Raw genomic sequence first — 24,382 nt, 5'->3', positions numbered from 1 at the left:
GATGACCGTGACCGCGAACCGGGACGCCGCCAGGGCCCGCGCCTCCGCGCTGCACCCGGGCGCCTGGTGGGTGTGGGCGCTGGGCCTGGGCGTCGCCGCGTCCCGCACCCGCAACCCGCTGCTGCTGGCCCTGCTGATCGGGGTCAGCGCCTACGTGGTCATGGCCTGCCGCTCGAACGCCCCCTGGGCGCGTTCGTACGGCGCGTTCGTCAAGCTGGGTCTGCTGGTGCTGGGGATCCGGCTGGTGTTCTCCCTGGTGTTCGGCACCGCGATCCCCGGCACCCACCTGCTGTTCCGTCTGCCCGAGGTCCCGCTGCCGGACTGGGCGCAGGGGATGCGGCTGGGCGGCCCGGTGCACCTCGAGGAGGTGCTGTTCTCCCTGTACGACGGCCTGCGGCTGGCCACCCTGCTGGTCTGCGTGGGCGCGGCGAACGCGCTGGCGGACCCCTCGCGGCTGCTGAAGGCCCTCCCGGCGGCGCTCTACGAGGTGGGGGTGGCGGTGGTCGTCGCGACGACCTTCGCGCCGCACCTGATCGGCGACGTGCTGCGGCTGCGCGCCGCCCGGCGGCTGCGCGGGCGGCCGGACCGGGGCGTGCGGGGTCTGCTCCAGGTGGGCCTGCCGGTGCTGGAGGGCGCGCTGGAGCGTTCGGTGGCGCTGGCCGCCGCGATGGACGCGCGCGGCTACGGCCGCACCGCCGCGGTGCCCGCCGCCGAGCGGCGCGTCACGGCGGTGCTCACCCTGGGCGGGCTGCTCGGCGTGGCCGCCGGCTCCTACGGCCTGCTGAGCGCGGTCGGCGGGGTGTACGGGCTGCCGCTGCTGCTGGCCGGCGTCACGGCCGCGCTGGCCGGTCTGTGGCTGGGCGGCCGCCGCACCCCGCGCACCCGTTACCGGCCCGAGCGGTGGGGCGCGCGCGCCTGGCTGGTCTCCGGCTCCGGCGTCGCGGTGGCCGCGCTGACGGTCCTCGCCGCGGCGCACGACCCGTCGGCCCTGACCCCTCCGGTGACGCCGCCGACCGCGCCGGAGCTGCCGCTGTGGCCGGCCGCCGCCGTGCTGCTGGGGCTGCTGCCGGCCTTCCTCGCCCCGCACGTCGCCCCCGGACCCGGATCCGCTTCCGCCTCCGCGTCCCCCTCCGCACCCGCACCCGTGTCCGCCTCCGCGTCCCCCTCCGCCAACGCCCCCGCCTCCGCCTCCGCCTCCGTACCGAACGGCAAGGACCGACGACCGTGATCCGCTTCGAGGACGTCTCCGTCACGTACGACGGCGCGCGCGAACCCGCCGTCCGGGGGGTCGACTTCGAGATCCCCGAGGGCGAACTCGCCCTGCTGGTCGGGCCGTCGGGCGTCGGCAAGTCGACGGTGCTGGGCGCGGTGAACGGCCTGGTGCCGCACTTCACCGGCGGCACCCTGCGCGGCCGGGTGACGGTCGCCGGACGCGACACCCGCACCCACAAGCCGCGTGAACTGGCGGACGTGGTCGGCACGGTGGGACAGGACCCGACGGCGCACTTCGTCACCGACACGGTCGAGGACGAGCTGGCCTACGGCATGGAGTCGCTGGGCCTCGCCCCGGACGTGATGCGCCGCCGCGTGGAGGAGACGCTGGACCTGCTGGGTCTGGCCGACCTGCGGGAGCGGCCCGTCTCCACGCTGTCCGGCGGGCAGCGGCAGCGGGTCGCCATCGGGTCGGTGCTCACCCCGCACCCGCGGGTCCTGGTCCTGGACGAGCCGACCTCCGCGCTGGACCCGGCGGCCGCCGAGGAGGTCCTGTCGGTGCTGCAGCGGCTGGTGCACGACCTGGGCACCACGGTGCTGATGGCCGAGCACCGGCTGGAGCGGGTCGTGCACTACGCGGACCGGGTGGTGCTGCTGCCGGGTCCCGGCGAGGCCCCGGTGGTGGGCGGCCCGGCCGAGGTGATGGCCGCGTCCCCCGTCTTCCCGCCGGTGGTCGAGCTGGGCCGCCTGGCCGGCTGGTCCCCGCTCCCCCTCACCGTCCGCGATGCCCGTCGCCGCGCCTCCGGCCTGCGGGAACGGCTCGCCACGGCCGACGACACGAGGCCCCCGGTGCCGGTCCCCGCCGCCCTCGCCGTCCCCGCCCTCACCGCCGAGCCCGCCCGCCGCCGCTGGTGGCGCTCCCGCCACCGGGGGGCGGCGGACCTCGCCCCCGGCCCGAGCGGCGCGTCCGGCACCGCAGGCACCGGGCCCGCATCCGAACCCGGACCTGCGTCCCTCGCCGGGGCTCCCGGTGGTACGGGCGCCGCGACGGCGTCCGGGGGCCTCCCCGCTCCCGCCCCCGTGCCCGCCGCGGTGGACCGGCTGGTGGTGCGCCGCGGCTCGGTCGAGGCGCTGCGGTCGGTGTCGCTCACCGTGTCGCCCGGGGAGACCGTCGCGCTGATGGGGCGCAACGGCGCGGGCAAGTCCACCCTCCTGTCCGCCCTGGTCGGCCTGGTGGAGCCGGCCTCCGGCTCGGTGCTGGCCTGCGGCGCCGTCCCGCACCGCACCCGGCCGCGTGACCTGGTCCGCCGGGTCGGCCTGGTCCCGCAGGAGCCGCGGGACCTGCTGTACGCGGACACCGTGGCCGCCGAGTGCGCCGCCGCCGACCGCGACGCGGGCGCCGAGTCCGGCTCCTGCCGGGCCCTGGTGACCGAGCTCCTGCCGGGCATCGCGGACTCCACGCACCCCCGCGACCTGTCCGAGGGCCAGCGCCTCACCCTCGCCCTCGCGGTGGTCCTCACCGCGCGCCCGCCGCTGCTGCTGCTCGACGAGCCGACCCGCGGCCTGGACTACGCGGCGAAGACCCGCCTGGTCGGCCATCTGCGGCGGCTGGCCGAGGAGGGGCACGCCGTGGTCCTCGCCACCCACGACGTCGAACTGGCCGCCGACCTCGCCCACCGCGTGGTGATGCTCGCCGACGGCGAGGTCGTCGCCGACGGCCCGACCGCCGAGGTGGTGCTGGCGCTGCCCGCCTACGCCCCGCAGGTGACCAAGGTCCTCGCCCCGCAGCGCTGGCTGACCGTGCGGCAGGTCCGGGAGGCGCTGGCATGACCGCGATCCCCCCGACGACGCCGACGCCGACGCCGCCGCCGACGCCGCCACCGACCCCGCCGCCGACGCCCGTGGCCGTCCCCGCCGCGGCCCCCGTCCGTACCCGTGCCGTCCGTCTCGGCGGCCGCTCCGCGCTCACGCTGCTGCTGGTCAGCTGCGTGGGCCTGGCCGGTTTCCTGTGGCCCCTGCTGGCGCCGCCCGGCTCCTCGGTGGCCGCCCACCAGCAGGACGCCCCCTGGCTGTTCGCCGGGCTGCTGCTGCTCCTGGTGGCCGTCACCACGGCCACCATCGCCGAGTCGGGCCTCGGCGCGAAGGCCGTCGCCATGCTGGGCGTGCTCGCCGCGGCCGGCGCCGCGCTGCGGCCCATCGGGGCGGGCACGGCCGGACTGGAGCCGACGTTCTTCCTGATGGTGCTGGCCGGCCGGGTCCTCGGCCCCGGCTTCGGCTTCGTCCTGGGCTCGGTGACCCTGTTCGCCTCGGCCCTGCTGACCGGCGGGGTGGGCCCCTGGCTGCCGTTCCAGATGCTCTCGCTGGGCTGGTTCACCCTCGGCGCGGGCCTGCTGCCCCGGCGGCTCGGCGGCCGCGTGGAGATCGCGGTGCTGGCCGCCTACGGGTTTCTCGCCGCGTTCGGCTACGGGACGCTGATGAACCTCTGGGGCTGGCCGTTCATGACGGGCCAGATCGCCCCGGCCGTCTCGCCCGTCCCCGGCGCCCCGCTCTCCGTCAACCTGGCGCACTTCGCGGCCTACTGCCTCACCACGTCCATGGGCTGGGACCTCGGCCGCGCCCTGCTCACCGCCGTGCTGACGGTGACCGTCGGGCCGGCCGTCCTGCGGGCGCTGCGCCGGGCGACGCGGCAGGCCGCCTTCGAGGCGCCGGTGGCCTTCGAGAAACCGTGACCGTCGCCCGCCCTACGGCAGGGCCCGGCCCCCGCGAGGGAGCCGGGCCCTTTTCCGTCGGGCGGGGCGCGTCAGGAGACGAAGTCCGCGATGTCGCCGAGCACGGAGGTGTCCGCGAGGAACCCGATGTGCGTCTGGCAGAGCACGGGATTGTTGTCGGCGCCGTCCAGCCGGGTGCTGGTGTACGGGAGGATGATCCCGTCGCAGGCCGAGTACCAGGTGGCGTACTGGGTGCTGCCCGGCGTCTCGTCGCCCGAGGTGATCTGGGCGATGAACGAGGAGCCCGGGTACATCTGCTGGCAGGTCACGTAGATCAGGCAGGCGCCGGCGTAGGTCGTGCCGTGGTTGGCGCCGGCGATCGAGGCCAGGTGGCTGACGTTGGCGTTGCCGCCCAGGACCTTCAGGTAGTACTGGCTGACCAGGCCGCCCATCGAGTGGTTGACGATGGCGACCTTGCTCGCGCCGGTCCGCGACTTGACGTTCTGGACGAACGACGCGAGGCCCTGCGCGTTGCTCACGTTGTTGCCGTAGGAGTTGTACTCGTAGGCGAACAGCCGGTCACCGGACCAGCCCTTGGCGCGGAACACCGACATGGCGGTGGTCCAGTTGGACGCGTTGCCGGTGTAGCCGTGGACGAAGACCACCGGCGTGCTGGTGCTGAGCGGGGTGACCTCGGCCGCCGCGGTCCGCGGCGCCGCGGCGGCGGGACCGGAGACGGTGCAGGCGATGGCGAAGGCCGCGAGGAAGCCGAGGAGACGGCGCAGGGGGCGACGCATGGGACCCTCCGAACGGGGGTGGGGAATCCGACGCCGCCAGAGTCGCGCCGCCCGTCCGGCCGCTGCATCGGCGAAACGGCCGGTCTTGCGCCCACCGGGGCCGCCCCGGGGGGAGGTGCGCGGTCCGCCCGGCGGACGGTGCGCGGGCCCGGCCCGGGAGCCGGTGCTCGTTCCGGCCGGGGGCCGGTGCTCGTTCCGCCCGGGGACGGTGCGCAGGTCGGGCCCGGAGGCCGGCGCTCGTTCCGCCCGGGGTCAGTGCGCGGCGGCTGCGCGGCCGGCCCGCGGCCGGCCCGGTAGGCATGCGCGATCCGCCCAGCAGGCGGTGCGCAGGTCGGGCCCGGGTCCACCCGGGGTCAGTGCCCGGCGGCTTCGCGGCCGGCCCGGCGGGCATGTGCGGTCCGCCAGGGGACGGTGCACAGGTCGGGCCCGGAGGCCGGCGCTCGTTCCGGCCGGGGTCAGTGCGTGGTGGCTGCGCGGCGGGTCGGCGGCCGGTCCGGCGGGCATGTGCGATCCGCCCGGGGGCGGTGCGCAGGTCGGGCCGGGGCCGGTGCTCGTTCCGCCGGGGTCAGTGCGCGGCAGGTTTGCGGGCGGTCGGCGGGCGGTCCGGTGGGGGGAGCTCCTTGGCGTACCAGTGCTCGGCGTAGGCGTCGTCGTTGTACGGCGCGGTCTCCCGGTAGCCGAGCCGCGCGTACAGCGCCCTCGCCTCGACCAGGTCGCTGCGGGTGTCCAGGATCAGGCGCCTCGCGCCCAGCGCCCGGGCCGCGTCCTCCGCCGCGCCGATCAGCAGTGCCGCGCCGCCCCTGCCGCGGAACCGGGGCAGCAGGAACACCCGCTTGAGCTCGGCGACCCCCTCCTCCGGGTCGCCCAGCAGGCGCACGCCCGCCGTCCCCGCCGCCACGCCGTCGTACCGCGCGACCAGCAGCGTGCCGCCCGGCGGACGCAGCGTCTCCCCGGTCTCGGCGGCGATCCCCCGCGCCAACTGGTCCGGATCGCTGCGCCGGCCCTCGTGGAGCAGGTAGTAGCGGTCGCTGACCTCCGTGTAGTACGCGCGCCAGAGAGCGGCGGCGTCGGCCGAACCCACGTCCTCCGGGGACACCGACCAGGCCGCGGAGGCGACCCCCGTCGCGGGCGGCGCCGTACGAGGAGGCCCGGACGGCGGCAGGGGCGACGGGGCCGCGGACGGGGACGGAGTCGGCGCGGGAGTGCTCATGTCCCGATCCTGACGGCGCACCACCGGCCCGCCAACCGATTTCCGCCCCCGCCCTGTCCCGGGCACGCCGTTTCCACCCCGCCGCGTCGGGCGGATTTGTAGGGTTTCGCCCATGCGACGAATTCCCCGACTGTTCCTGGGCGTCACGGCCGCCGCCCTGCTGATCGCCGGCTGCGGTTCCGAGGACGAGGCGGCTCCGGGTGACCCGGCGGACAAGCCGGGAGCCGCCTCCAGCCCGGCGCCGGCACGTTCCACGGCGGACGCCGACCCCTTGCCGGTGAGGATCACCGGGCCCCAGCAGGGCGTGGCCGCGAGCGGCTCCGACATGGAGGATCCGCCCGGCAGGCCCGGCCGCGGTGCCGACTTCACCAGCCAGGTCGAGTACGCGCTCCAGGGAGACCTGCTCAGCGACGCCCGGGTGGAGGGGAGGACCACCGCGGTGTGCCCGGACGGCGTCACCCGGAAGGCGAACGCCTCCAGCGCGTGCATCGTGACCTACGAGGGTGTCGAGATCCCGTACACCGTCACCATCGGCGAGTCCTACGAGGAGGGCGACGTCCTCACCCCGTACCGCGCCGAGCCGAAGAAGCGCCTGCTGCTCGCCAAGCGCGTCCACGACGCGTTCTGGGAGCAGTTCGGCGGGTCCGCCGGCATGACGCTGAGCTGCGCGGACATGCCCGTCGCCGAGGCCGTCGACGAGGGCGCCCCCACCGGACACCTGTGCCGGACGGTCCGCGACGGCGGGCGGGTCGCCGACTACGAGGTGACCGTCGACTCCTACGGCCCGCGCTTCGGCCGCGTCCAGGACTGACCGCGCGGTGGGTCCGTGGAGGGCGCGGCGCTCTCGCCGGAGACGGGGCGACGGGACGACAATCCGAGGAAGCGTCACCATCTCGAGGAAGGGTCAGGCCCGATGAGCGACTCGGCTCGCTGGAACGACGTCGACGACTACCTGTCCACCCTGCTGGCCCCCGGGGACGAGGCGCTGACCGCGGCGCTGCGCGACGCGGAGGCGGCGGGTCTGCCGCCGATCAGCGTGTCGCCCGGCACCGGGAAACTGCTGCGTCTGCTGGCCGAGACGCAGGGCGCGCGGAACATCCTGGAGATCGGCACGCTGGCCGGGTACAGCACCATCTGGATGGCGCGTGCCCTGCCCCCGGAGGGCCGCCTGGTCACCCTGGAGTACGAGGAGAGGCACGCGGAGATCGCCCGCAGGAACCTCGCCCGGGCGGGCCTGGACGGCGTCGTGGAGGTGCGGGTGGGCCCGGCGCTGGAGTCGCTGCCGAGGCTGGCCGACGAGGACCCGCCCCCGTTCGACCTGGTCTTCGTCGACGCCGACAAGGTCAACAACGCGCACTACGTGGAGTGGGCGCTGCGGCTCACCCGGCCGGGCAGTCTGATCGTCGTCGACAACGTGGTCCGCGGTGGCCGTGTCGCCGACGCCGGGAGCGATGCGCCGGACGTCCGCGGGACCCGCGAGGCGCTGGAACTGATCGCCGGGCACCCGCGGCTCAGCGGCACCGCGCTGCAGACCGTGGGCGCCAAGGGCTACGACGGCTTCGCGCTGGCGCGGGTGATCTCCTGACGGAACGCCCGCCCGCCGCGCGGGTCCGGTCGGCACGGTTCGGTCGGCACGGTTCGGGCGGGCCGGGCCGGTCGGGCCGGTCGGCCAGGTCCGGTCGGTCCCGGCCCCCGGTGTCACAGCTCGTGGTAGAAGCCCACGTTGACGCTGCGGGGCGAGGTGCGGTCCTGGACGACGACCTCGCCGGAACCGCCGGGCGGCAGCGCGACGGTGCCGCCGTACGCCACCGGATGGGTGACGCCGCCGATGAGCACGCCGACCTCCGAGGAGGGGTCCGGCTGCGAGCCGCGCAGCCAGGTCAGGTGCCAGGCGCCGTCGGACCCGTACTGGAACTCGAGGTGGACCCGCGAGACGAACAACCAGTCCGACGGGGTGCCCAGCCGGCAGACCGCCTTGTCGCGGCCGACCCGCAGAATCGAGCCGGGAGTACTGGGCGCGTCGGCCATCTGCATGCCGGCCGTGGCGCCCTCGTCGGTGCCGGAGACGGCCGCCATGGTCAGTTCGAGCACTGCGCTCAGCTCCTCGGTGGGTACGGGGCGGGACCGGTGCCGATGATAGATCGGCCGGATGCCGCTCGTCCCCCGGTCGCCCTCTCCTGGACAATGGATCCATGACCGATCGCAAGCCGCCCGGTGTGAACTTCGAGTCATGGGTGGACCGGCAGATCCGCGAGGCGGAGGCCCGCGGCGAGTTCGCCGATCTCCCCGGCGCCGGGAAACCCCTGCCGGACCTGGGCGCCGCGCACGACGACCTGTGGTGGGTGAAGCGCAAGATGGCCCGCGAGGGCCTGTCCGTGCTGCCCCCGGCGCTGGCCCTGCGCAAGGAGGCGGAGGACGCCTACGAGGCCGCGCTGGACGCGCCCTCCGAGCGGGCCGCGCGCAAGATCCTCGAAGACGTCAACGTCAGGATCCGCGACATGATGTACAAGCCGCCGCCGGGCCCGCCGCTCGGCCGCAAGCCCTTCGACGTGGAGGGCGTGCTGGCCGAGCGGCGGGCCCGGCGGGGGTGAGCCGTGCGGTGCGCCGCGCGGGTCAGAGGCGCAGCAGCCGCTCGGTGAGCTCGCGGTAGTCGCGCAGGATCAGCCGCAGCTGCTCGGTGTCGGCGGCCGGGTCGGCCGTCTCGTCGCCCAGGGAGTGCCAGGCGGTGCGCAGGGTGCGGCGCCGCGCGGCCAGGCAGGACGTGAGGCGCTCGGCCACCTCGTCCAGGACCTTCTCGGCCTCGGCCACGGAGCCACGGGGCGCGTCGACGAAGCCGCCGACCACCTGGTGCAGGCGCGTGGTCAGCTTGTCCGTGTCCTCGTGCGGGAAGAGCCGGTGCAGGGTCTCGCCCGGACCGTCGTCCGTGTGGCGCTTGCCACCATGTGCGCCGCCACCATGGGTGAGGCCGCTGTGGGCCTTCTCGCCACCATGGGTGCCGGAAGCATGGGTGCCCGAGCCATGGGTGCTGTCGCCGTGGGTCGCGGTGCCGTGCGTGCCGGTGGTGTGCGTGCCGGTGGTGTGGGAGGCGTCGCCGTAGGACGGGTCGCCCTGGGCCGCGTCGCTGTGTCCGTGCGGACCGTCGTGCGCACCGGTGACGCCGCCGAACGGTCCGCCGACCGCGGTGCCCGTGGCACCCGTGGCACCCGTGGCGGAGGAGTCCGTCGTGGGGGTGCCGGCGCCGCGGGCGCCGAGGTCGTCCGTACCGACGCTGTGGGCGCCGTTGTCGGCGGCCCCGGTGGCGCCCGGCGTGCCCTGGCCGCTCCGCGCGCCGAGGCCGTCGGTGGAGTCGTGGCCGTCCTGGAAGATCTTGCCGTCCTTGATGCCCTGGCCGGCCGACCGGTCGTTCTCGTTGCGCAGGTCGTGGTTGTCCGCGCCCGGCGGGATGCCCGGGTCGCTGAGCGGGCGGACCGGGGTGACGGCGGTGTCCGACGCGCCGTTGCCGTACCGGCCGTCGCCGTACTGGCCACCGTTCTGCCCGGCCGCGTACTGCCCGCCGCCGTTCTGCCCGTTCGCGTACTGCCCGTTGCCGTTCTGGCCGTTCGTGTACTGCCCGTCGGTGCCGTGTCCGTCGGTGTAGTGCCCGTCGGTGCCGTGGCCGTCGGTCGCGTGGTGGGCGCGGTCGGTGGTGTCGCCGGTCCCCTGCTCGGTGGTGCGGTCGTCGTGGGTACGGCCGGTGAGACGTTCGGTGATGCGGTCTGTCATGCGGTCGCTCATGCGTCAGCTCCCCTTCGCGTGGTTGCGGGTGAGGGCCCCGGGCAGGTGGGACCGGGCCGTGCCGCCGCTCCGCTCGCGCTGCTCGTGGGTGTCGCGGGCACCGGTCGTGGTGGCGCCCGGGCGGTGGCCCCGGTCGTGGATCAGTTCGTCGAAGAGCGCGCGGGCCTCGACGAGGGATTCCCGCAGTTCCTCGGTGGCCGAGCTGCTGTCCGCGGCGCCGCCGGCGGCGGCGAGCGCGGCGCGGTGGATGCGCCGGTAGCCGTTCACGTGGTGCGGGTGGTGGACGGAGAGCGCGGAGACCTGCTCGTCGTAGTCGTTGCCGCCCGGGAAGCCCCGGCCGGCGGCCACCTCGGCGAGCAGTCGGTCGGCCTCGGCCACCGACTCGCGGGGCGACTCGACGAAGCGCTCCTGCGCCGCCGCCCAGCGGTTCTCGTACTGCTGCCGCTCGGCCGGCTCCAGCGGTCGCGTGCGCAGCTGGCCGTGGCGCTCGACGCGGGCGGACAGTTCGCGCTCGGCGGCGCCGGTGTCGCCGTCGTACCGGGCGACGGTGCGTTCGTACTCCGGCCCGAATCGCTTGCGCAGGTTCCGGCCGCCGTTGGCGTTGCGGGACTTGGCGATGAAGGCCGCGATCAGCACGACGGCGGCCACGATGACGATCAGAGCGATGATCACGCCTTTGGACATGGATGCCTTCCGGGGTCGCTCCCGGCCCGCTCTGGACGCGGACCGCTTCGTCCCGTTCGTCTTGCCTCGGCCTCAACGCTCAAACGGCGCATTCGCGGCAGGGCAGGCGCGGGGACGCGCTCGCGGAGGTTCCCGGATGCCCGTCGGTCCGTCAGGCGGCCCGCCAGTAGCGGTGGGAGGTCGATCCGCCGGCCCGGCGCGGGCGTTCGGCGTCCGATCCGGACAGCTCGCCGTTCAGTTCGTCCACCAGCTGGATGAGGTCCCTGGGCCGGTCGGGCCCCCACCAGTCGCCGAGCAGTTCGGCCAGGGACTCCTCACGCGCCCGGGACAGCCGGTCGGCCACCTCGTGCCCGGCGGGCGTCAGTTCCAGGTCGATCCCGCGCCGGACCGCGAGTCCGCGCTCCTCGACCTGCCGTCCGGCCGCCATGATCCGCTCCAGCGGCACCTTGCTGTACTCGGCCAGCACGGCGGGTTCGGTCCACCCGTGGCGGCGGGTGCGCAGCAGCAGCCAGCTCGCCGCGGGCAGCAGGTCGTAGCCGGCCCGCTCGGTGATCCCCCGGTAGACGTCGCGCCGCCCCTCGCGGCTGGCGAGCACCGACAGCCCTCGCGCCGCCTCGTCGTGGGACGAGCGGTACACGGGGTTGCTGGCCAGCGTCTCCGTGCCGTCCGGTGCGGTCACCGAGCCGCGCAGCGGGTCCTCGCGCAGCGCGAGCGCCAGCAGGAACCCCAGGGCGGCGACCGGGGCGGCGTACAGGAAGACGTCGGTGATGGCGTCGGAGTAGGCGCCCAGGGCCCGGGTGCGCAGGGCGGCGGGCAGGGTGGCGATCCCGCGCGGGTCTGCCTCCAGTCCCTCCACGGTCACCCCGGGCGGCAACGTGACGCCGCTGAAGCTGCTGAGGAGTTTGTCGTCGAGGCGTCCGGCGAAGACCGTGCCGAAGACCGCCACGCCGAAGGAGGCGCCGATGGAGCGGAAGAAGGTGGCGCCCGAGGTGGCGACGCCGAGGTCCCGGTAGGAGACCGCGTTCTGCACGATGAGCACCAGCACCTGGATGACCAGGCCGAGACCCACGCCGAAGACGAAGAAGTAGGCGCTCATCACCCAGGTCGAGCTGTTCGGGTCCAGCAGGTGCAGCAGGACCAGGCCGAGCGCGGTGATCAGGGTGCCCGCCACCGGGAACACCTTCCAACGCCCGGTGCGGCTGACCACCTGCCCGGAGGCGGTGGAGGCCAGCAGCAGGCCGACCACCATCGGCAGCATGTGCACGCCCGACATGGTCGGCGAGATGCCGTGCACGACCTGCAGGAAGGTCGGCAGGTAGGTCATCGCCCCGAACATGGCGAAGCCGACGATGAAGCTGATGACTGCGGTCAGGCTGAAGGTGCGGATGGTGAAGAGCTTCAGCGGCAGCACCGGTTCGGCGGCGCGCCGCTCGACGGCGACGAAGGCGAGCGCGAGCACCGCGCCCAGCACCGCGAGCGAGACGATCCGCCAGGAGCCCCAGGCCCAGGTGGTGCCGCCGAGCGAGGTGACCAGCACCAGGCAGGTGGCGACCGAGGCGATCAGCAGGGTGCCCAGGTAGTCGATGCGGTGCTTCTCCCGCCGCCGCGGGATGTGCATCACGGCGGCGATCACGGCCAGCGCGACCACGCCCAGCGGCAGGTTGACGTAGAAGACCCAGCGCCAGCTCAGGTGCTGGGTGAACAGTCCGCCGAGCAGCGGGCCGAGGACGCTGGTGGCACCGAACACGGCGCCGAACAGGCCCTGGTAGCGGCCCCGGTCGCGGGGCGGCACCAGGTCGCCGACGATGGCCATGGCCAGCACCATCAGGCCGCCGCCGCCCAGTCCCTGCAGGGCACGGAAGCCGATCAGCTGGGGCATGTTCTGCGACATCCCGCACAGCGCGGAGCCGACCAGGAAGATCACGATGGCGGTCTCGAAGAGGCGTTTGCGCCCGTACTGGTCGCCCAGCTTGCCCCACAGCGGGGTGGCGGCGGTGGCCGCCAGCATGTAGGCGGTGACCACCCAGGACAGGTGCTCCATGCCGCCGAGTTCACTGACGATGGTGGGCAGCGCGGTCGAGACGATGGTCTGGTCGAGGGCGGCCAGCAGCATGCCCAGCAGCAGCGCGCCGATCGACACCAGCACGTTGGGCGCCACGTGGGTGGGTTCCTCGGGGACGCCGCCGTCGTGCAGGTGCGGATCCGCGTCGCCGGGCGGCCCGGGGCGGTCGGCGGCGTGGGGGGCCCGTACCGCGTCCCGGGCGGCTACCGGGGACGCCTGCCGCCGGTGAGGCGGCCCGGAGCCGGAGCCCTGGTGCCCCGCGCGGGCCTGGGCGCCGTCGGTCCTCCGCTGTGCGTCGTCGGCCATGGGTCCTCCCGGGCTCTCGACCTACACATCCATCGTGGCCGGAGTGACCCGTTATGGCCTGTTGAGTCCTCCGGGACGGCCGGGAATTGTGGGGCCGCGTATTCGCATGGTCTGAAAATCTGCATAATCACGGGAGATTTACAGGGGAGGGGACCGTCGCGTGAACGAGAACCAGGGGACCGACTGCCCCGAGTGCGGCTCGCCGCGCCAGGCGGACCGGACCCCGTCCTGCGCCTGCGCGGTGCGGGCCGCCGACGCGCTGCGTGAGGCGCGCGAGCGGGAGGCCGCCGAGGCGGAGGACTTCGACCCGCTGCGGGTGAGGCCCTACGTCGGCCTGGGCGGGACGTCCGGCACGGCGCCCGCCGCGGAGCCGCGGGTGATCCAGGGCGAGATCGTCGCCGTCCGGGACTCCGAGGTGACCCTCGCGGGTCCCCTGCCGCCCGAGCAGCCGGCGCCGGGAGCCGACCACGGCCCGCACGACGGGTACGCCGCCCCGCAGGGCCCGGACGGCCACCCGCCGCACGGGGCGCACGGCGCGGCGGCCACATCCGCTCCCGGGCCCGCGTACGCCGGGGCGGAGCCGCCGGAGGCAGCCGGGGCGCAGGACGCGGAGCCGGAGGCCGGCCAGGACGCCGGACCGCGCGGCACGCACCGCCGCCGCCGGACGCCCAGGCGCCGGGTCGCCATGGTGACCGCCGGGTCCGTGGTGGGCGTGGGCGCGGTGATCGCGGGTGTCACCAGCGGGCTGTTCTCGTACCAGGTGCCGTCCCGGACGACCTCGCTGCCGCAGCGCGCGAGCGTGCCGGACGTGGACCCGACCCGGACCGACACCGACCCGGTGGCCGGCGGTTCGCCGGTGGCCGCGGCGACGCCGGACACCTCGCCCTCCCCGTCACCGAGCACGTCGACCGAGGCCTCGGCTGACCCGTCACCTTCCGCGGACGCCTCCGAGTCCCCCGAGCCGGAACGTTCCAGCACCTCGGCCTCCCGGCCCGCCGACGCCCCGGAGAGCGGCACCACGCCGGTCTCCGGCTCACTGGGTCCCGGGGACAGCGGCCCGGAGGTGGTGGAACTCCAGCGCCGCCTCGCGGAGCTGTGGCTCTACAGCGGCGACGCCGACGGCCGCTACGACGACCAGGTGCGCAACGGGGTCAGCGCCTTCCAGTACATCAACGGCATCAAGGACGACGAGTACGGCGTCTACGGCGCGGCCACCCGGGCGGCCCTCGAGTCCATCACCCGGGGCGACGGGGACGCCGACGGCCGTCACACGGGGCGCCACGACGACGACGGGCAGCGCGACGGCCGCTCGTCGTGGGGCCGCTGATCCGCCGGTGGCGGCAGCGGCGGAGACGTTGGTAACCGGGCCCGGCCGGCGGGCGGTGTAGGGCCGGGCCCGGTTGGTCGATCGGCAGTCAGCCCTGCTCGGCCCTGACCAGTACCGAACCGTCGGCGGCAGGTGACACCTGGATCGCGCGCAGGTCGGGCACGACCACGTCCGGCGCGTACGCGTTGGCCCGCGGACCCACGCCGACCACCCGCATCCCGGCGGCCCGGCCGGCGGCGATCCCGGCCTCGGAGTCCTCGAACACGAGGCAGTCCTCCGGCGCGATCCCCAGTTCCGCGGCCGCCTTCAGGAAGCCCTCCGGGTCCGGCTTCGAGACGGCGACGTCCTCGGCGGTGACCTTGGTCTCCGGCACCGTGAGCCCGGCCGCCGCCATGCGCGCGGTGGACAGCCCCACGTCGGCCGAGGTGACCAGGGCGTGCGGGACGTCCCGCAGCGAGGCCAGGAACTCGGGGGCGCCGGGCACGGCCACCACGCCCTCGGTGTCGGCGGTCTCCTCGGCCAGCAGCCGGGTGTTGTCGGCGTAGTTCTCCGCCATCGGGCGGTCGGGAAGCACCAGCGCCATCGTGGAGTACCCCTGGCGGCCGTGCGCCACCTTCATCACGAGGTCGCCGTCCAGCCCGTGGTCGGCGGCCCAGCGGCGCCAGACGCGCTCGACCGCGGCGTCGGAGTTGACAAGGGTCCCGTCCATGTCGAGCAGCAGGGCGCGTACGGACAGTTCTACGGCGGCACCCATGCGGCACGGCTCCAGACACGAGGGAGAAAAACCAAGGTGGCCCCGCCCGCCGGTCAGGGGGTGACGAGCGGGAACCACTTTGTTCCTCAACGATACAAAACAGCCGCGCTCCACGCCAGCCGGGGGTCCACGATGTGGACATGCCGACGCTCGGCTCAGCCGGTCACGGCCTCCCACAGGCTCCACAGGCCCAGGCCCAGCATGACCACGGCGGCGATCTTGGTGATCAGCTCCAGCGGAACCTTCTTCATCAGCGCCTTGCCGCCGAGGATGCCGATCGCGGCGACCGACCACAGCGCCAGCACGGCACCGAGACCCACCGACAGCGGGTCGTCGTACCGGGCCGCCATGTTGGCCGTCATGATCTGCGTGAGGTCGCCGAACTCGGCGACCAGGATGAGCATGAAGCCGGCTCCGGAGACCTTCCAGAAGGACTGGTTCTCCGGCTTGCGGACCTCCTCCTCGTCCTCGCCTTTCTTCAGCAGCAGCACCGCCGCGCCGCCGAGGAACAGCACACCGGTGATCGCGTGCACGATCTGCTGCGGCAGCAGCGTCAGCACGCTGCCCGCCGCCACGGCGAGCACCACGTGGACCAGGAAGGCCGCCGCGACGCCGGCGAAGACGTAGGAGGCGCGGTAACGCGTCCCGAGCACCAGACCGGCCAGGGCGGTCTTGTCGGGGAGCTCCGCGAGAAAGACGACGCCGAAGACGAGCGCCGTCACACCAATGCTGATCACAGTTCCTCAATCGGTCGGGGCCACCCCACCGAGAGCTTGCGCGATCGCGAACACCTCGGCACGGCAGCACACACGGATGTACACGGGTATGCACTGCTTGCCGAAGGTCTCGCCGGCCGTTCCGGTTCCCACCGGTGCACGGCCTCCGGGCGCCGGCTCAGCGAGCTGAGCAGTATGTCGACGGTCCCGGCGTAGGGCTACTCCCCTTCCGCTGCGCCCATCGTACGTGAACGTGCGGTGCGAACATCCGGGCGAACCCGCCGGAACCGCCGCCGGCCTCTTGTCCTGGCATGTACGCGTCGCTAACTTCTCACCGGCTGCTCATCCGCCGGCAACGTGACGTGACGAGCATGCCGTCCGTCCGCGTTCCACCTCCCCACCACTCCAGGGACTTCGCATGCCCAAGTTCTACGCGCGTCACGGCCGCCGGTTCGGCATAGTCACGGCGCTGGCCGGGCTCCTCGCCTCGCTGGGCCTCTTCACCGCCCCGAGCGCCTCCGCCGCCCTCCCCACGCCCGTCAGCGCCGCCACCGCCCGCAGCTACCTCGCCGCCCTCCCGGTCCAGACCGAGGTCCGCACCGGCTACAGCCGCGACCTCTTCCCGCACTGGATCACCATCAGCGGCGCCTGCAACACCCGCGAGACCGTCCTCAAGCGCGACGGCTCGGGCGTCGTGACCGACTCGGCCTGCGCCGCCACCAGCGGCAGCTGGTACTCGCCCTACGACGGCGCCACCTGGACCCTCGCCTCCGACGTGGACATCGACCACATGGTGCCGCTGGCCGAGGCCTGGGACTCCGGCGCCCGCAACTGGACCACCGCGCAGCGCCAGGCGTTCGCCAACGACCTCACCCGCCCGCAGCTGATCGCCGTCACCGACAACGTGAACCAGGCGAAGGGCGACCAGGACCCCGGCACCTGGATGCCGTCCCGCACCGCGTACCGCTGCACCTACGTGCGCGCCTGGGTGCAGGTGAAGTACTACTACAACCTCTCGGTGGACTCCGCCGAGAAGAGCGCGCTCACCAGCTACCTGGCGAGCTGCTGATCCACCACCCGGCCACAGCCGACGGCCATCGCGGCCAGCCACCGCCACCGACCCTCGCGGCCGGCCTTGGTCACCGGCCACCGGCCACCGGCCACCCCGCCGGGTGACCGGGCCGGCTCGGCGCGTCCCTCCCTCCTGGTGGTTGACGCGCCGGGCCGTCTCCCGTCCGGCTCCGTCGCCCCGGTCCCGGTTCCGCCTTCACTCTCCCCGGTGACCTGGCGGGCCACGGCCGGGGCGCGGCTCCTCGGTCCGATCACACTGACCTCGATCGGCCCACTCCGAGGAGCCCTCATGCCCCAACCCCCGCACGGCGCGGAGTCCGCGTCGATCCCGGCACCGGCCACGACGTCCGGTTCCGCCCCCGACGCACCGCCCGCCCGGTCAGCCACCGTTCCCGCGCCGTGCACCCGGACGTCCGGGGAACCGTCGGCGCCGGCCGCCTCGCTCTCACCCCCGCCGACGGCTGCGGCTGCGGCTGCGGCTGGCACTGGAGCTGCGGCTGCGGCCGTGCCTGAACCGGGGCCTGCGACCACCACCGGGACGGCGCCCGGGTCGACCGACGCCACCGAACCCGCCCCCGGGTCAGAGCCCGGGTCGACCGACGCCGCCCAACTCGCCTCCGGGGCAGAGCCCGGGTCGGCCGGAGCTGCCCAACTCGACCCCGGGTCGGAGACCGGGTCGGAGACCGGGTCGTCCGGGTCGGCGGGCGCCGCCCAGCGGTCCGGGCCCGACCCCAGGCCTGGGCGCGAAGCGGAACCGGAGCCGAAGGCCGTCCCCGCCGAAGCGGAACCGGACCCGGGCGCCGTCCCCGCCGCGACCGTCACCGCAGGTCCCGCCACCGACTCCCTGGCCGCCGGAGACGTCTCCCACGCCGACCCCGACGCGTCCCCCGGGCCCGGCGACACCGACGCGGTCTCCCCCGAGACCTCGGGTCACGCTCCGGCCGCAACCACGCCCACCGCGTCAGCCGCAGCCACCGCAGCCACCGCAGCCACCGCAGCCACCGCAGCCACCGGCGGGATGTTCGCCTCGCTCGCCCTCGTGGCGGACCAGGGGACAACCGCCGCCCGTCGCCACGTGCTCGCCCTCTTCCGCATCGTGACGGGACTCCTCTTCGCCTGCCACGGTTCCGCGTCCCTGTTCGGCGTCCTGGGCGGAACCCACGGAACCGGGGGCACCGTCCCGGCCGGCGCCTGGCCGGGGTGGTACGCCGCCGTGATCCAGCTCGTCGGCGGCAGCCTCGTCCTGCTGGGGGTCGGCACCCGCACCGCCGCCCTCATCTGCTCCGGCTCGATGGCCTACGCGTACTTCGGCGTCCACCAGGCGCGCGGGCTGTGGCCCCTGGAGAACGGGGGCGAACCGGCCGCCCTCTTCTGCTGGTCGTTCCTCCTTCTCGTCGTGTCCGGCCCGGGCGCCCTCTCGTTGGGCGCCCTGGCCGGTCGTCGGGTCAGCGCGCGGTCGTCCAGCCGAACGGAACCGTGAAGCAGCCCACCCTGGCCCCGGAGGAACCCGGCTTGTCGTGGATCACCACGGAGGACGCACCGCCCTTGCGGAAGCCCCAGTCGTGGTGCGCCGTCGCCTTGCCGGAGCCCTTGCCGTCCGCCGTGAAGTCCAGCCAGACCTCGTTGCGGGGGTTCACCGCGGACGGGTCGGTGGACGGCCTGTGCTGGTAGTGGCCGCCCGCCGCGGCCGGGTCGGCGGCACACGGCTTGGCGTGTACGTGGACCCCGTAGGTGTGACCCGCCTTCAGCCCCTTGACCCGCAGGGACACCGTGGTCGCTCCGCCGGGCGCCGTCCGCTGACCGACCTTCACCCAGGAGCCGACCGGCACCAGCTTCTTGTCGTAGGTGAACGCCGTCGTCGCCGACTTCTTCCCCGCGAACACGCCGTCGGTCGTCATCGTGTAGCCCGGCCGCTCGCTCTTCCCGCGCTGCCCGCCGTCGTCCGCGGTGGCAACCCCGCCCGCTCCCAGTACGGCCGCCGCCGCGACCCCCGCGCACACTCCGACCCAAGCCGCCATCTCTGCCGCTCCTCGCTGTCGTCACTGCTCACCGTCGGTCTGCACCTCCGTTGATACGGGAGGCGGCCCCGCCGCGCTCGTCGGCACCGGCAGAAGGAGGAACGTGATCTTGCGGGCATACGTGCCCCTCATGCACGCCAATCACCTGATCGGCGTAGTCTTTGCCAGTTGTCCGCCATCGGCCGCCCTTGCCGCCCCCTGCGACGCCGCGGCCCGGCACCAGCCGGGAGAGAGGTCCGGGAGGAAGCCGTGTGGGAGAGTGCCGGATCGCTGGCCACCAGTCCGTGGATCTACGGGCTGATCGCGGCCTCGATCCTGCTGGACGTCTTCCTGCCGGTTCTGCCCAGCGGCATCCTGGTCGCCGCCGCGGCCACCGCCGCCGCTGCCGAGACCAGCGCGGCCGCCGTGGGCGCCGGCGGGGCGAACGGGGCGGCCGCGGCCACCGCCCTTCCCGATCTCCTGGTCCTGGTCGCCTGTGCGGCGACCGCCTCGGTCCTCGGTGATCTGGCCGCGTTCCGCGTCGGTCTGCGCGGCGGACGGCGGCTGGACCAGGTGATGGCCCGCTCACGCCGGCTGCGCACCGCGCAGGCCCGCCTGGGCGTCGCGCTGGCGCGCGGCGGCGGCGCGCTCTTCCTGATCGCCCGCTTCGCCCCCGCGGGCCGCTCGGTGGTCAGTTTCGGCGCGGGCGTGGCGCAGCGGCGGGTGCGGGAGTTCCTGCCCTGGTCGGCGCTGGCCGGGATCAGCTGGGCCGGGTACAGCGTGGCCCTCGGTTACTTCGGCGGCGAGTGGCTGGGCGCGGGCTGGCTGGCCACCGCGGTCTCGGTGCTCGCCCTGTTCCTGGCCGGATCGGCTGCCGCCCTCCTGCTCCGCCGTCCGGCGCTCGAAGCGGGCGGCGCGGCCGCCGCCGGCCCCGCGTGGGGACATCCGAGGGGCATGTGAGGACTCCCCCTTTCCTGCCCGGCCCCGGCCGGACACGCGCCCGCCCCCGCCGGCTGAGGCCGGCGGGGGCGGGTTCAGGTCCGTAGGAGGGTCAGCGACGACCGTGGTCACGGTCGTAGCGGTGGTCACGGTCGTAACGGTCGCGGTCGTAGCGGTGGTCGCGATCGCGGTCGTAGCGGTGGTCACGCCCGTGGTGCCTGCCGTGGTCGCGGCAGCGCTCGCCGCGCCAGTGGTGGCGGCCGTGGTCGCGGTGGTTGTGACAACGACGGTCGCGGCAACGGTCACCACGCCAGTAGTGGTTGCCGTTGTGGCGGTGGCAGTGCCGGTCCGCGCTGACGCTCTGCGTGGCCGACGCGGTGGCCGCGGCCGAGGTCGCCGGCGCGGCCGACGCGGTGCCCGCGCCCAGACCCGCGACGAGCGCCAGGGCGGCGACTGTGGTAGCGGCGAATTGGCGGATGCGCATGATCCCCTCCATGGACTGTCCGGGACGCACGCACCCCGGGCGGATGCCCGGAAGGTACGTTTCCGCGTCCCGATGGACTTGCACGTCCGTTGTACGCACCGCATTGGCCCGGTTGCCGCATTTTGCGAAGTGTGTCCCCCGTTCGGCCCAGCGCGCGGCGCCCATCCGCAGCGCGCGGGCGCGCGGCAGTCCCGGCAGTGCCGGCAAGCGGTGGACCCCGCGCGTCGCCGGGCCCGTCGACCTGCCGGGCCCGTCGACCACTGCCTGGCCGCCCGCCGGACCGCCGCCTCGCATGCCGGGCCGCCGAGCCTGCTCGATCTGCCAACCACCGCAGCTGCCGGCTGACGGGCCAGTCGACCACCGGGCCGGGCCAGTCGGCCACCAGGCCAGGGCACTCGACCGCCAGGACGGCGCGCCACCAGGCCCGGCTTGCCACCGGGCCGGTCGGAACCACCCGGCGGCCTGCCGCCCCAGGTGCCGGACGCACGGGCAGCCGGGCGGACCTGGCCGCCGGGGAGGCGGCGCGCCTACGCGGTCGGGGCGGGCGCCTTGCCCCCTCTCACCTCCAGGTGGGCGAGCAACTCGGCCGTGGCCTCGGCGACGGCGTCCACCGCCGCGTCAAACACCTCACGGTTGTGGGCCGCGGGCGCCCGGAACCCCGAGACCTTCCGCACGTACTGCAGCGCGGCGGCCCTGATCTCTTCCTCCGTGGCCTCACCCGGCAACACGGGCGGACGGAGCGTCTTGATGCTGCGACACATACGTCAAGTGTCGCGCGGGCCGCCCGCCGCGGAAGCGTTTCCGCATGGACCGGACCGCTCGGCGACGGGCTCCCGGCCGCCCCTCCTCCGTCAGGGCCGTCGCGCCACGAACACCAGCTCCCGCCCGGGCCGGTCGGGCGCGTCCCGGACGTCCTCCAGCACGAAACCGTGGGCGAGGAGGTCCCGCTCCACCTCGTCCCGCTCCCGGAAGCGGAGCGTCGAGTCCGAGGTCAGCACCGCCCCGTCGGCCGCGAAGACGTAGGTCCAGCGGAAGGCGACCAACGGTCCGCTCACCTCGACCAGGTCGACCCAGCTCTCGACCGCACCCACCCCCTCGATCTCCGTCACACCCCAGGAGGCCTCCCGGTTCCACTCCTCCCAGCCGCGCCGCGCCGGGTCGCGGGTCTCGAACACGAGCCGTCCACCCGGCCGGAGCGCCTCGCGGGCCCCTCGCAGCGTCCCGGCCCACGCCTCGGGGTCGGTAATCGCCTGGGCCACGTTCGCCGTCATCGTCGCGAGGTCCACCCGTAGCGGCGGGAGATCCGTCGCGTCGCCGTGGATCCACCGGACGCGCCCGGCCCCCGGCTTGGCCCGGGCCACGTCGAGGGACGCCCCGGCGGGATCGACGCCGACCACCTCGATCCCCCGGCCGGCCAGCAGGAGCGCGAAGACGCCCGTCCCGCAGCCGATGTCCAGGACCTGGCGGGCCCCGAACTCCTCCGCCATCCGGAGGTACGCCTCGAGATCACCGCGGTCGGGGTCGAGCGGATCGTAGAGCGCGGCAAGCCGTGGATGCCTGAAGCCTTCGTCCGTCATGCGGCGCACCGTACGCCCGGGCCACCTTGATCCACCAAGGACTTTTCACCGACGCCCGCTCAAACGTCGACAACGCGGGACACCCGTTCGAGGGAAACCGCCGGGTCGAACTCGCCTCGGGAAATCGAACAGGCGTAGCATTGCCGTCGTGGCCAAGACCTACGACTTCCCGAGCGACCTGCTCGACGGTCAGGCGGAGTTGCATCAGGTCAGGGCCGAGCTCTCGGCCCTCCTGAAGCGTCTCCCCTGGTCCGTCGCGCCCCACGACGGCTTCAGCGACGACAACGGCTGGCGCAAGGTCGAGCGTCCCGCCACCCCCGGCTGGTCGCCGGACGAACAGGCCTACGTCGAGAAGCTGCGCCGACGCGAGCACGAGCTGGCGGTGTTCGTGACGACCCACCCTTTCTGGCAGAACTTCCAGGGCGCCGAAGCCGTCGAGGCGCGCTCGGTCGTGAAGCACGCCCAAGCCCGGCCCAACGACGACTAGACACCGACACCGACAAGCCACCGCCACCGCCGCTCAGGTGACCGTCCCCGCCAACGCCGCCCGGGTGACCGTCCCCGCGACAGCCGCTCAGGTGACCGTCCCCGTCACCGGTAGCCCGTGACGTCCGCCTCCCGCCCGGCGTCCTGGACCTCGACGATGTACCGCCAGGCGTCCGGGCGGCTGCCGTCGCGGTCGGTGAACCCGTACTCCTTCGCGAGGCCGCCGCTGGAGAGGGACTGCCCGTTCCAGCGGCTCACCTCAGGGTCGGCGGCCAGGGCGGCGACGGCCCGGCCCACGAAGTAAGGGCTCTCGGAGATCGCGAAGTGCGGTTCGCGCTCCACCGCGTCCCGCCAGTTCTCCTCCCCGACCCCGAAGTGGTCGAGCATGATCTCCGACCGCATCCAGCCCGGGGTGAGCGCCACCGCCGTCGCGCCGCGCGGGCCGAGCTCGTGGGCGAGGGAGAACGCCATCCGCAGCACGGACGCCTTGGCGAGGTCGTAGAAGAAGGAGTTCCGGTAGCGCTCCGCGTTGTACTCGGCGGTCCCGTCCGTCATCTCCACCACCAGCCCACCGGGCCGGCGCAGCAGCAGTGGCAGGGCGAAGTGGCTGGTGATCGCGTGGGTCTCCACGGCCAGCCGGAGGAGCCGCAGCCCCCTGTCGAGGTCGTGCTCCCAAACGGGGCTCTCCCACTCGAAGAGGTTCTCCGCACCCCAGATGTCGTTGACGAGCAGGTCCAGCCCGCCCCGCTCGGCCTCGATCCGCTCGACGAGGCCGCGGACCTGCTCCGGCACCAGGTGGTCGGTGGGGACGGCGATCCCCCGGCCGCCTGCCTCGGTCACCAGCTCCGCCGTCTCCTCGACGGTCTCCGGCCGCCCGTACTCCGACCTCGCCTGACGCGTGGTCCGCCCGGTGACGTACACGGTCGCCCCCGCCGCCCCGAGTTCCACCGCGATTCCTCGCCCGGCCCCGCGCGTCGCTCCCGCGACCAGCGCGACCTTGCCGTCCAGCACCGGTTTCGCCGCCATGCCGACTCCCTTCCGCCCACGCCCGCCGTGGGTCACCCCACTGCTACCAGCTCCCACCGACAACGGCCCGCATTGCCGCCCGACCGGCCGACTCGCCCGGGCCCGGCCGGGACGCGGCGGGCCACCGGTCGCCAAGGCGGCCCGTACGGGCGGCTGTTGGGGATATCTCGGCGCGGAGGAGGAACAGGGTGCCTACCCGCACGAACAGGGTGTCCATCCGCACCCATCCGGCAAGAGGGGACCACCGCAGATGAGCAGTCTCACCACCAAGGCGTTCTGGACGGCCACCGCCGAGCGCGCGGTCCGCACGTTCGCCCAGGGCACCCTCGGCGCGATCGGTGCCGACGGCATCGGCATCCTCGACGTCGACTGGGGCGAGGCGTTCGGCATCGGCGGGCTCGCCGCCGTCCTGGCGGTCCTCACCGCGATAGCGGCGAGCGGCAGCGGGACCGAGGGCCCCGGCCTCACCGAGACCGTCGTCACCGCGACCGCGACCGCCGCCCGGGCCGACCGCTCGACCGCCCCGCCGACGGGCCCGTCGACGTATTGACCCGGACGGGACGGGAGTGACCGGCGGGGCCCGGGGCGACCGGTCGCCCCGGGCCAACTCCTTCACCCCGGCCGGTGGCTCCGCCGACGTACATGAACTTCCAGGCGACGAGGAGCTCGACGTCGACGTCGCGGAAGGCGGTCATGCCCCGGGTACGGCGACGGGGTACGACAACGACGGCGGGTGCGTGACGGCTCGACGCCTGCCACACTGCCGTTCGTGACTCACCGTCGAAAGGCTCGTGCCGCGTAGGCGCCCCGCCCGCCTCAGAGCGGAGGACAGACGCTTCCCCGCCGCGTGGGGCCGCTGCTCGAGGATCGGCCGCCTCTCCGGACCCGCTCAGGCGCAACTCGTCCGGCTGGAGCGCACGCGGCTCGGGCCCGGTGTGGTCGAGCGTGCGCTGTCCAGCTGGACCGCCGTCGCCAAGGCGCCCGTGGACCGGCTTCCCCGGCCGTTCGCCGACCGGTGCGGCGTGCCCGAATGCTGCCCGGAGCCGGCGGACGTACGGGACCTGCTGGAGCTGGCCCTCTGCGCGCTCCCCAGGAAGAGCGCACGCGAGCTGCGCGCCCTCGTCGGGCCGCTCGACGCGAGGATCCTCGAGCGCCCCGACGCCGTGCCGTACGGGGATCCCCCGCACCGCTGGTGGCGGAGCGCCTTCTGACCCGAGCCACCGCGACCGGACCGTCACGCCGAAGGCCCCCG

Annotated in this window: 26 protein-coding genes; 13 read left to right on the top strand and 13 right to left on the bottom strand. The window is 74.6% G+C overall.

What is annotated here, in order from left to right:
* The first annotated feature begins 1 nt into the window (after window position 1).
* Genes Sfr03f_RS10895 through Sfr03f_RS10885 form a run of 3 tightly spaced genes read left to right on the top strand, consistent with a single transcriptional unit; the run spans window position 2 to window position 3,941 of the window.
* Window positions 2–1,228, top strand: coding sequence for a CbiQ family ECF transporter T component (locus Sfr03f_RS10895; protein WP_108953645.1), 1,227 nt, complete (start codon window positions 2–4; stop codon window positions 1,226–1,228).
* Window positions 1,225–3,042: an ABC transporter ATP-binding protein gene (locus Sfr03f_RS10890; RefSeq protein WP_108953644.1), complete on the top strand. Its 1,818-nt coding sequence runs from the start codon at window positions 1,225–1,227 to the stop codon at window positions 3,040–3,042. Before Sfr03f_RS10895 ends, Sfr03f_RS10890 begins: the two co-directional genes overlap by 4 nt.
* Window positions 3,039–3,941, top strand: a complete 903-nt coding sequence (locus Sfr03f_RS10885; protein ID WP_108953643.1) for an ECF transporter S component — start codon at window positions 3,039–3,041, stop codon at window positions 3,939–3,941. The genes Sfr03f_RS10890 and Sfr03f_RS10885 overlap by 4 nt, the downstream gene beginning before the upstream one ends.
* 71 nt (window positions 3,942–4,012) lie before the next feature.
* On the opposite strand, the gene Sfr03f_RS10880 is transcribed toward Sfr03f_RS10885, so the two are convergent.
* Together Sfr03f_RS10880 and Sfr03f_RS10875 are read right to left on the bottom strand one after the other, a co-directional pair.
* Window positions 4,013–4,717, bottom strand: coding sequence for an esterase/lipase family protein (locus Sfr03f_RS10880; RefSeq protein WP_108953642.1), 705 nt, complete (start codon window positions 4,715–4,717; stop codon window positions 4,013–4,015).
* Between the two features lie 565 nt (window positions 4,718–5,282).
* Window positions 5,283–5,927 carry a GNAT family N-acetyltransferase gene (locus Sfr03f_RS10875; protein WP_108953641.1) on the bottom strand — a complete coding sequence of 215 codons (645 nt, stop codon included), beginning with the start codon at window positions 5,925–5,927 and terminating at the stop codon, window positions 5,283–5,285.
* A gap of 112 nt (window positions 5,928–6,039) precedes the next feature.
* Between Sfr03f_RS10875 and Sfr03f_RS10870 the strand changes: the two genes are divergently transcribed.
* Window positions 6,040–6,738, top strand: coding sequence for a hypothetical protein (locus Sfr03f_RS10870; RefSeq protein ID WP_108953640.1), 699 nt, complete (start codon window positions 6,040–6,042; stop codon window positions 6,736–6,738).
* A 102-nt stretch (window positions 6,739–6,840) separates the two neighbouring features.
* Complete coding sequence (locus Sfr03f_RS10865; RefSeq protein WP_108953639.1) at window positions 6,841–7,512, top strand: O-methyltransferase; 672 nt, start codon at window positions 6,841–6,843, stop codon at window positions 7,510–7,512.
* A gap of 113 nt (window positions 7,513–7,625) precedes the next feature.
* Here the strand turns inward: Sfr03f_RS10865 and Sfr03f_RS10860 are convergent, their stop codons facing one another.
* On the bottom strand, window positions 7,626–8,018 hold the full coding sequence (locus tag Sfr03f_RS10860) for an FHA domain-containing protein (RefSeq protein ID WP_108953638.1): 393 nt from the start codon (window positions 8,016–8,018) through the stop codon (window positions 7,626–7,628).
* A 101-nt stretch (window positions 8,019–8,119) separates the two neighbouring features.
* Here Sfr03f_RS10860 and Sfr03f_RS10855 point away from each other — a divergent pair, with 101 nt between their 5' ends.
* On the top strand, window positions 8,120–8,518 hold the full coding sequence (locus Sfr03f_RS10855; RefSeq protein WP_108953637.1) for a DnaJ family domain-containing protein: 399 nt from the start codon (window positions 8,120–8,122) through the stop codon (window positions 8,516–8,518).
* A gap of 22 nt (window positions 8,519–8,540) precedes the next feature.
* Here the strand turns inward: Sfr03f_RS10855 and Sfr03f_RS10850 are convergent, their stop codons facing one another.
* The 3 genes from Sfr03f_RS10850 to Sfr03f_RS10840 form a co-directional block, all read right to left on the bottom strand.
* A complete protein-coding gene (locus tag Sfr03f_RS10850; RefSeq protein WP_108953636.1) occupies window positions 8,541–9,701 on the bottom strand; it encodes a hypothetical protein in 1,161 nt (386 codons plus the stop codon).
* A gap of 3 nt (window positions 9,702–9,704) precedes the next feature.
* Window positions 9,705–10,385 (bottom strand): hypothetical protein, encoded by a 681-nt coding sequence (locus Sfr03f_RS10845; protein WP_108953635.1) that lies wholly within the window; start codon window positions 10,383–10,385, stop codon window positions 9,705–9,707.
* Window positions 10,386–10,536: 151 nt separating this feature from the next.
* On the bottom strand, window positions 10,537–12,498 hold the full coding sequence (locus Sfr03f_RS10840) for an MDR family MFS transporter (RefSeq protein WP_174721579.1): 1,962 nt from the start codon (window positions 12,496–12,498) through the stop codon (window positions 10,537–10,539).
* Between the two features lie 415 nt (window positions 12,499–12,913).
* Here Sfr03f_RS10840 and Sfr03f_RS10835 point away from each other — a divergent pair, with 415 nt between their 5' ends.
* Entirely contained in the window at window positions 12,914–14,080 is a 1,167-nt protein-coding gene (locus Sfr03f_RS10835; RefSeq protein WP_108953634.1) for a peptidoglycan-binding domain-containing protein, read from the top strand.
* Between the two features lie 88 nt (window positions 14,081–14,168).
* On the opposite strand, the gene Sfr03f_RS10830 is transcribed toward Sfr03f_RS10835, so the two are convergent.
* Together Sfr03f_RS10830 and Sfr03f_RS10825 are read right to left on the bottom strand one after the other, a co-directional pair.
* Window positions 14,169–14,834 carry an HAD-IA family hydrolase gene (locus Sfr03f_RS10830; protein ID WP_108953633.1) on the bottom strand — a complete coding sequence of 222 codons (666 nt, stop codon included), beginning with the start codon at window positions 14,832–14,834 and terminating at the stop codon, window positions 14,169–14,171.
* 155 nt (window positions 14,835–14,989) lie between these two features.
* Window positions 14,990–15,571 carry a TMEM165/GDT1 family protein gene (locus tag Sfr03f_RS10825; protein ID WP_108953632.1) on the bottom strand — a complete coding sequence of 194 codons (582 nt, stop codon included), beginning with the start codon at window positions 15,569–15,571 and terminating at the stop codon, window positions 14,990–14,992.
* 397 nt (window positions 15,572–15,968) lie between these two features.
* Here Sfr03f_RS10825 and Sfr03f_RS10820 point away from each other — a divergent pair, with 397 nt between their 5' ends.
* Both Sfr03f_RS10820 and Sfr03f_RS10810 read left to right on the top strand, forming a co-directional pair.
* Complete coding sequence (locus Sfr03f_RS10820; RefSeq protein WP_108953631.1) at window positions 15,969–16,619, top strand: HNH endonuclease family protein; 651 nt, start codon at window positions 15,969–15,971, stop codon at window positions 16,617–16,619.
* A gap of 1,020 nt (window positions 16,620–17,639) precedes the next feature.
* Window positions 17,640–18,101, top strand: a complete 462-nt coding sequence (locus Sfr03f_RS10810) for a DoxX family protein (RefSeq protein WP_108953629.1) — start codon at window positions 17,640–17,642, stop codon at window positions 18,099–18,101.
* Here the strand turns inward: Sfr03f_RS10810 and Sfr03f_RS10805 are convergent.
* Window positions 18,067–18,639, bottom strand: coding sequence for a superoxide dismutase family protein (locus Sfr03f_RS10805; protein ID WP_108953628.1), 573 nt, complete (start codon window positions 18,637–18,639; stop codon window positions 18,067–18,069). The two genes, Sfr03f_RS10810 and Sfr03f_RS10805, sit on opposite strands and share 35 nt — an antisense overlap.
* Window positions 18,640–18,888: 249 nt before the next feature.
* Between Sfr03f_RS10805 and Sfr03f_RS10800 the strand changes: the two genes are divergently transcribed.
* Complete coding sequence (locus Sfr03f_RS10800; protein ID WP_108953627.1) at window positions 18,889–19,578, top strand: DedA family protein; 690 nt, start codon at window positions 18,889–18,891, stop codon at window positions 19,576–19,578.
* A gap of 91 nt (window positions 19,579–19,669) precedes the next feature.
* Here the strand turns inward: Sfr03f_RS10800 and Sfr03f_RS10795 are convergent, their stop codons facing one another.
* From Sfr03f_RS10795 to Sfr03f_RS10785, 3 genes are all read right to left on the bottom strand, one after another.
* Window positions 19,670–20,041, bottom strand: a complete 372-nt coding sequence (locus Sfr03f_RS10795; RefSeq protein WP_159105618.1) for a hypothetical protein — start codon at window positions 20,039–20,041, stop codon at window positions 19,670–19,672.
* A gap of 527 nt (window positions 20,042–20,568) precedes the next feature.
* Window positions 20,569–20,802, bottom strand: coding sequence for a DUF2277 domain-containing protein (locus tag Sfr03f_RS10790; RefSeq protein WP_108953625.1), 234 nt, complete (start codon window positions 20,800–20,802; stop codon window positions 20,569–20,571).
* Between the two features lie 90 nt (window positions 20,803–20,892).
* Window positions 20,893–21,618, bottom strand: coding sequence for a class I SAM-dependent methyltransferase (locus Sfr03f_RS10785; RefSeq protein WP_108953624.1), 726 nt, complete (start codon window positions 21,616–21,618; stop codon window positions 20,893–20,895).
* Window positions 21,619–21,766: 148 nt separating this feature from the next.
* Between Sfr03f_RS10785 and Sfr03f_RS10780 the strand changes: the two genes are divergently transcribed.
* Window positions 21,767–22,105: a DUF8825 domain-containing protein gene (locus Sfr03f_RS10780; protein WP_108953623.1), complete on the top strand. Its 339-nt coding sequence runs from the start codon at window positions 21,767–21,769 to the stop codon at window positions 22,103–22,105.
* A 104-nt stretch (window positions 22,106–22,209) separates the two neighbouring features.
* On the opposite strand, the gene Sfr03f_RS10775 is transcribed toward Sfr03f_RS10780, so the two are convergent.
* Window positions 22,210–23,130 carry an SDR family oxidoreductase gene (locus Sfr03f_RS10775; RefSeq protein WP_108953622.1) on the bottom strand — a complete coding sequence of 307 codons (921 nt, stop codon included), beginning with the start codon at window positions 23,128–23,130 and terminating at the stop codon, window positions 22,210–22,212.
* Window positions 23,131–23,380: 250 nt separating this feature from the next.
* Between Sfr03f_RS10775 and Sfr03f_RS10770 the strand changes: the two genes are divergently transcribed.
* Window positions 23,381–23,680 carry a holin gene (locus Sfr03f_RS10770; RefSeq protein WP_108953621.1) on the top strand — a complete coding sequence of 100 codons (300 nt, stop codon included), beginning with the start codon at window positions 23,381–23,383 and terminating at the stop codon, window positions 23,678–23,680.
* 241 nt (window positions 23,681–23,921) lie between these two features.
* A complete protein-coding gene (locus Sfr03f_RS10765; RefSeq protein WP_159105617.1) occupies window positions 23,922–24,341 on the top strand; it encodes a hypothetical protein in 420 nt (139 codons plus the stop codon).
* The last annotated feature ends 41 nt before the right edge of the window (window positions 24,342–24,382 follow it).

Source organism: Streptomyces fragilis (assembly GCF_003112515.1).
Taxonomy (GTDB): domain Bacteria; phylum Actinomycetota; class Actinomycetes; order Streptomycetales; family Streptomycetaceae; genus Streptomyces; species Streptomyces fragilis.
Note: the sequence above shows the minus strand (reverse complement) of the source record. Positions and strands in the feature narration are given on the sequence as shown.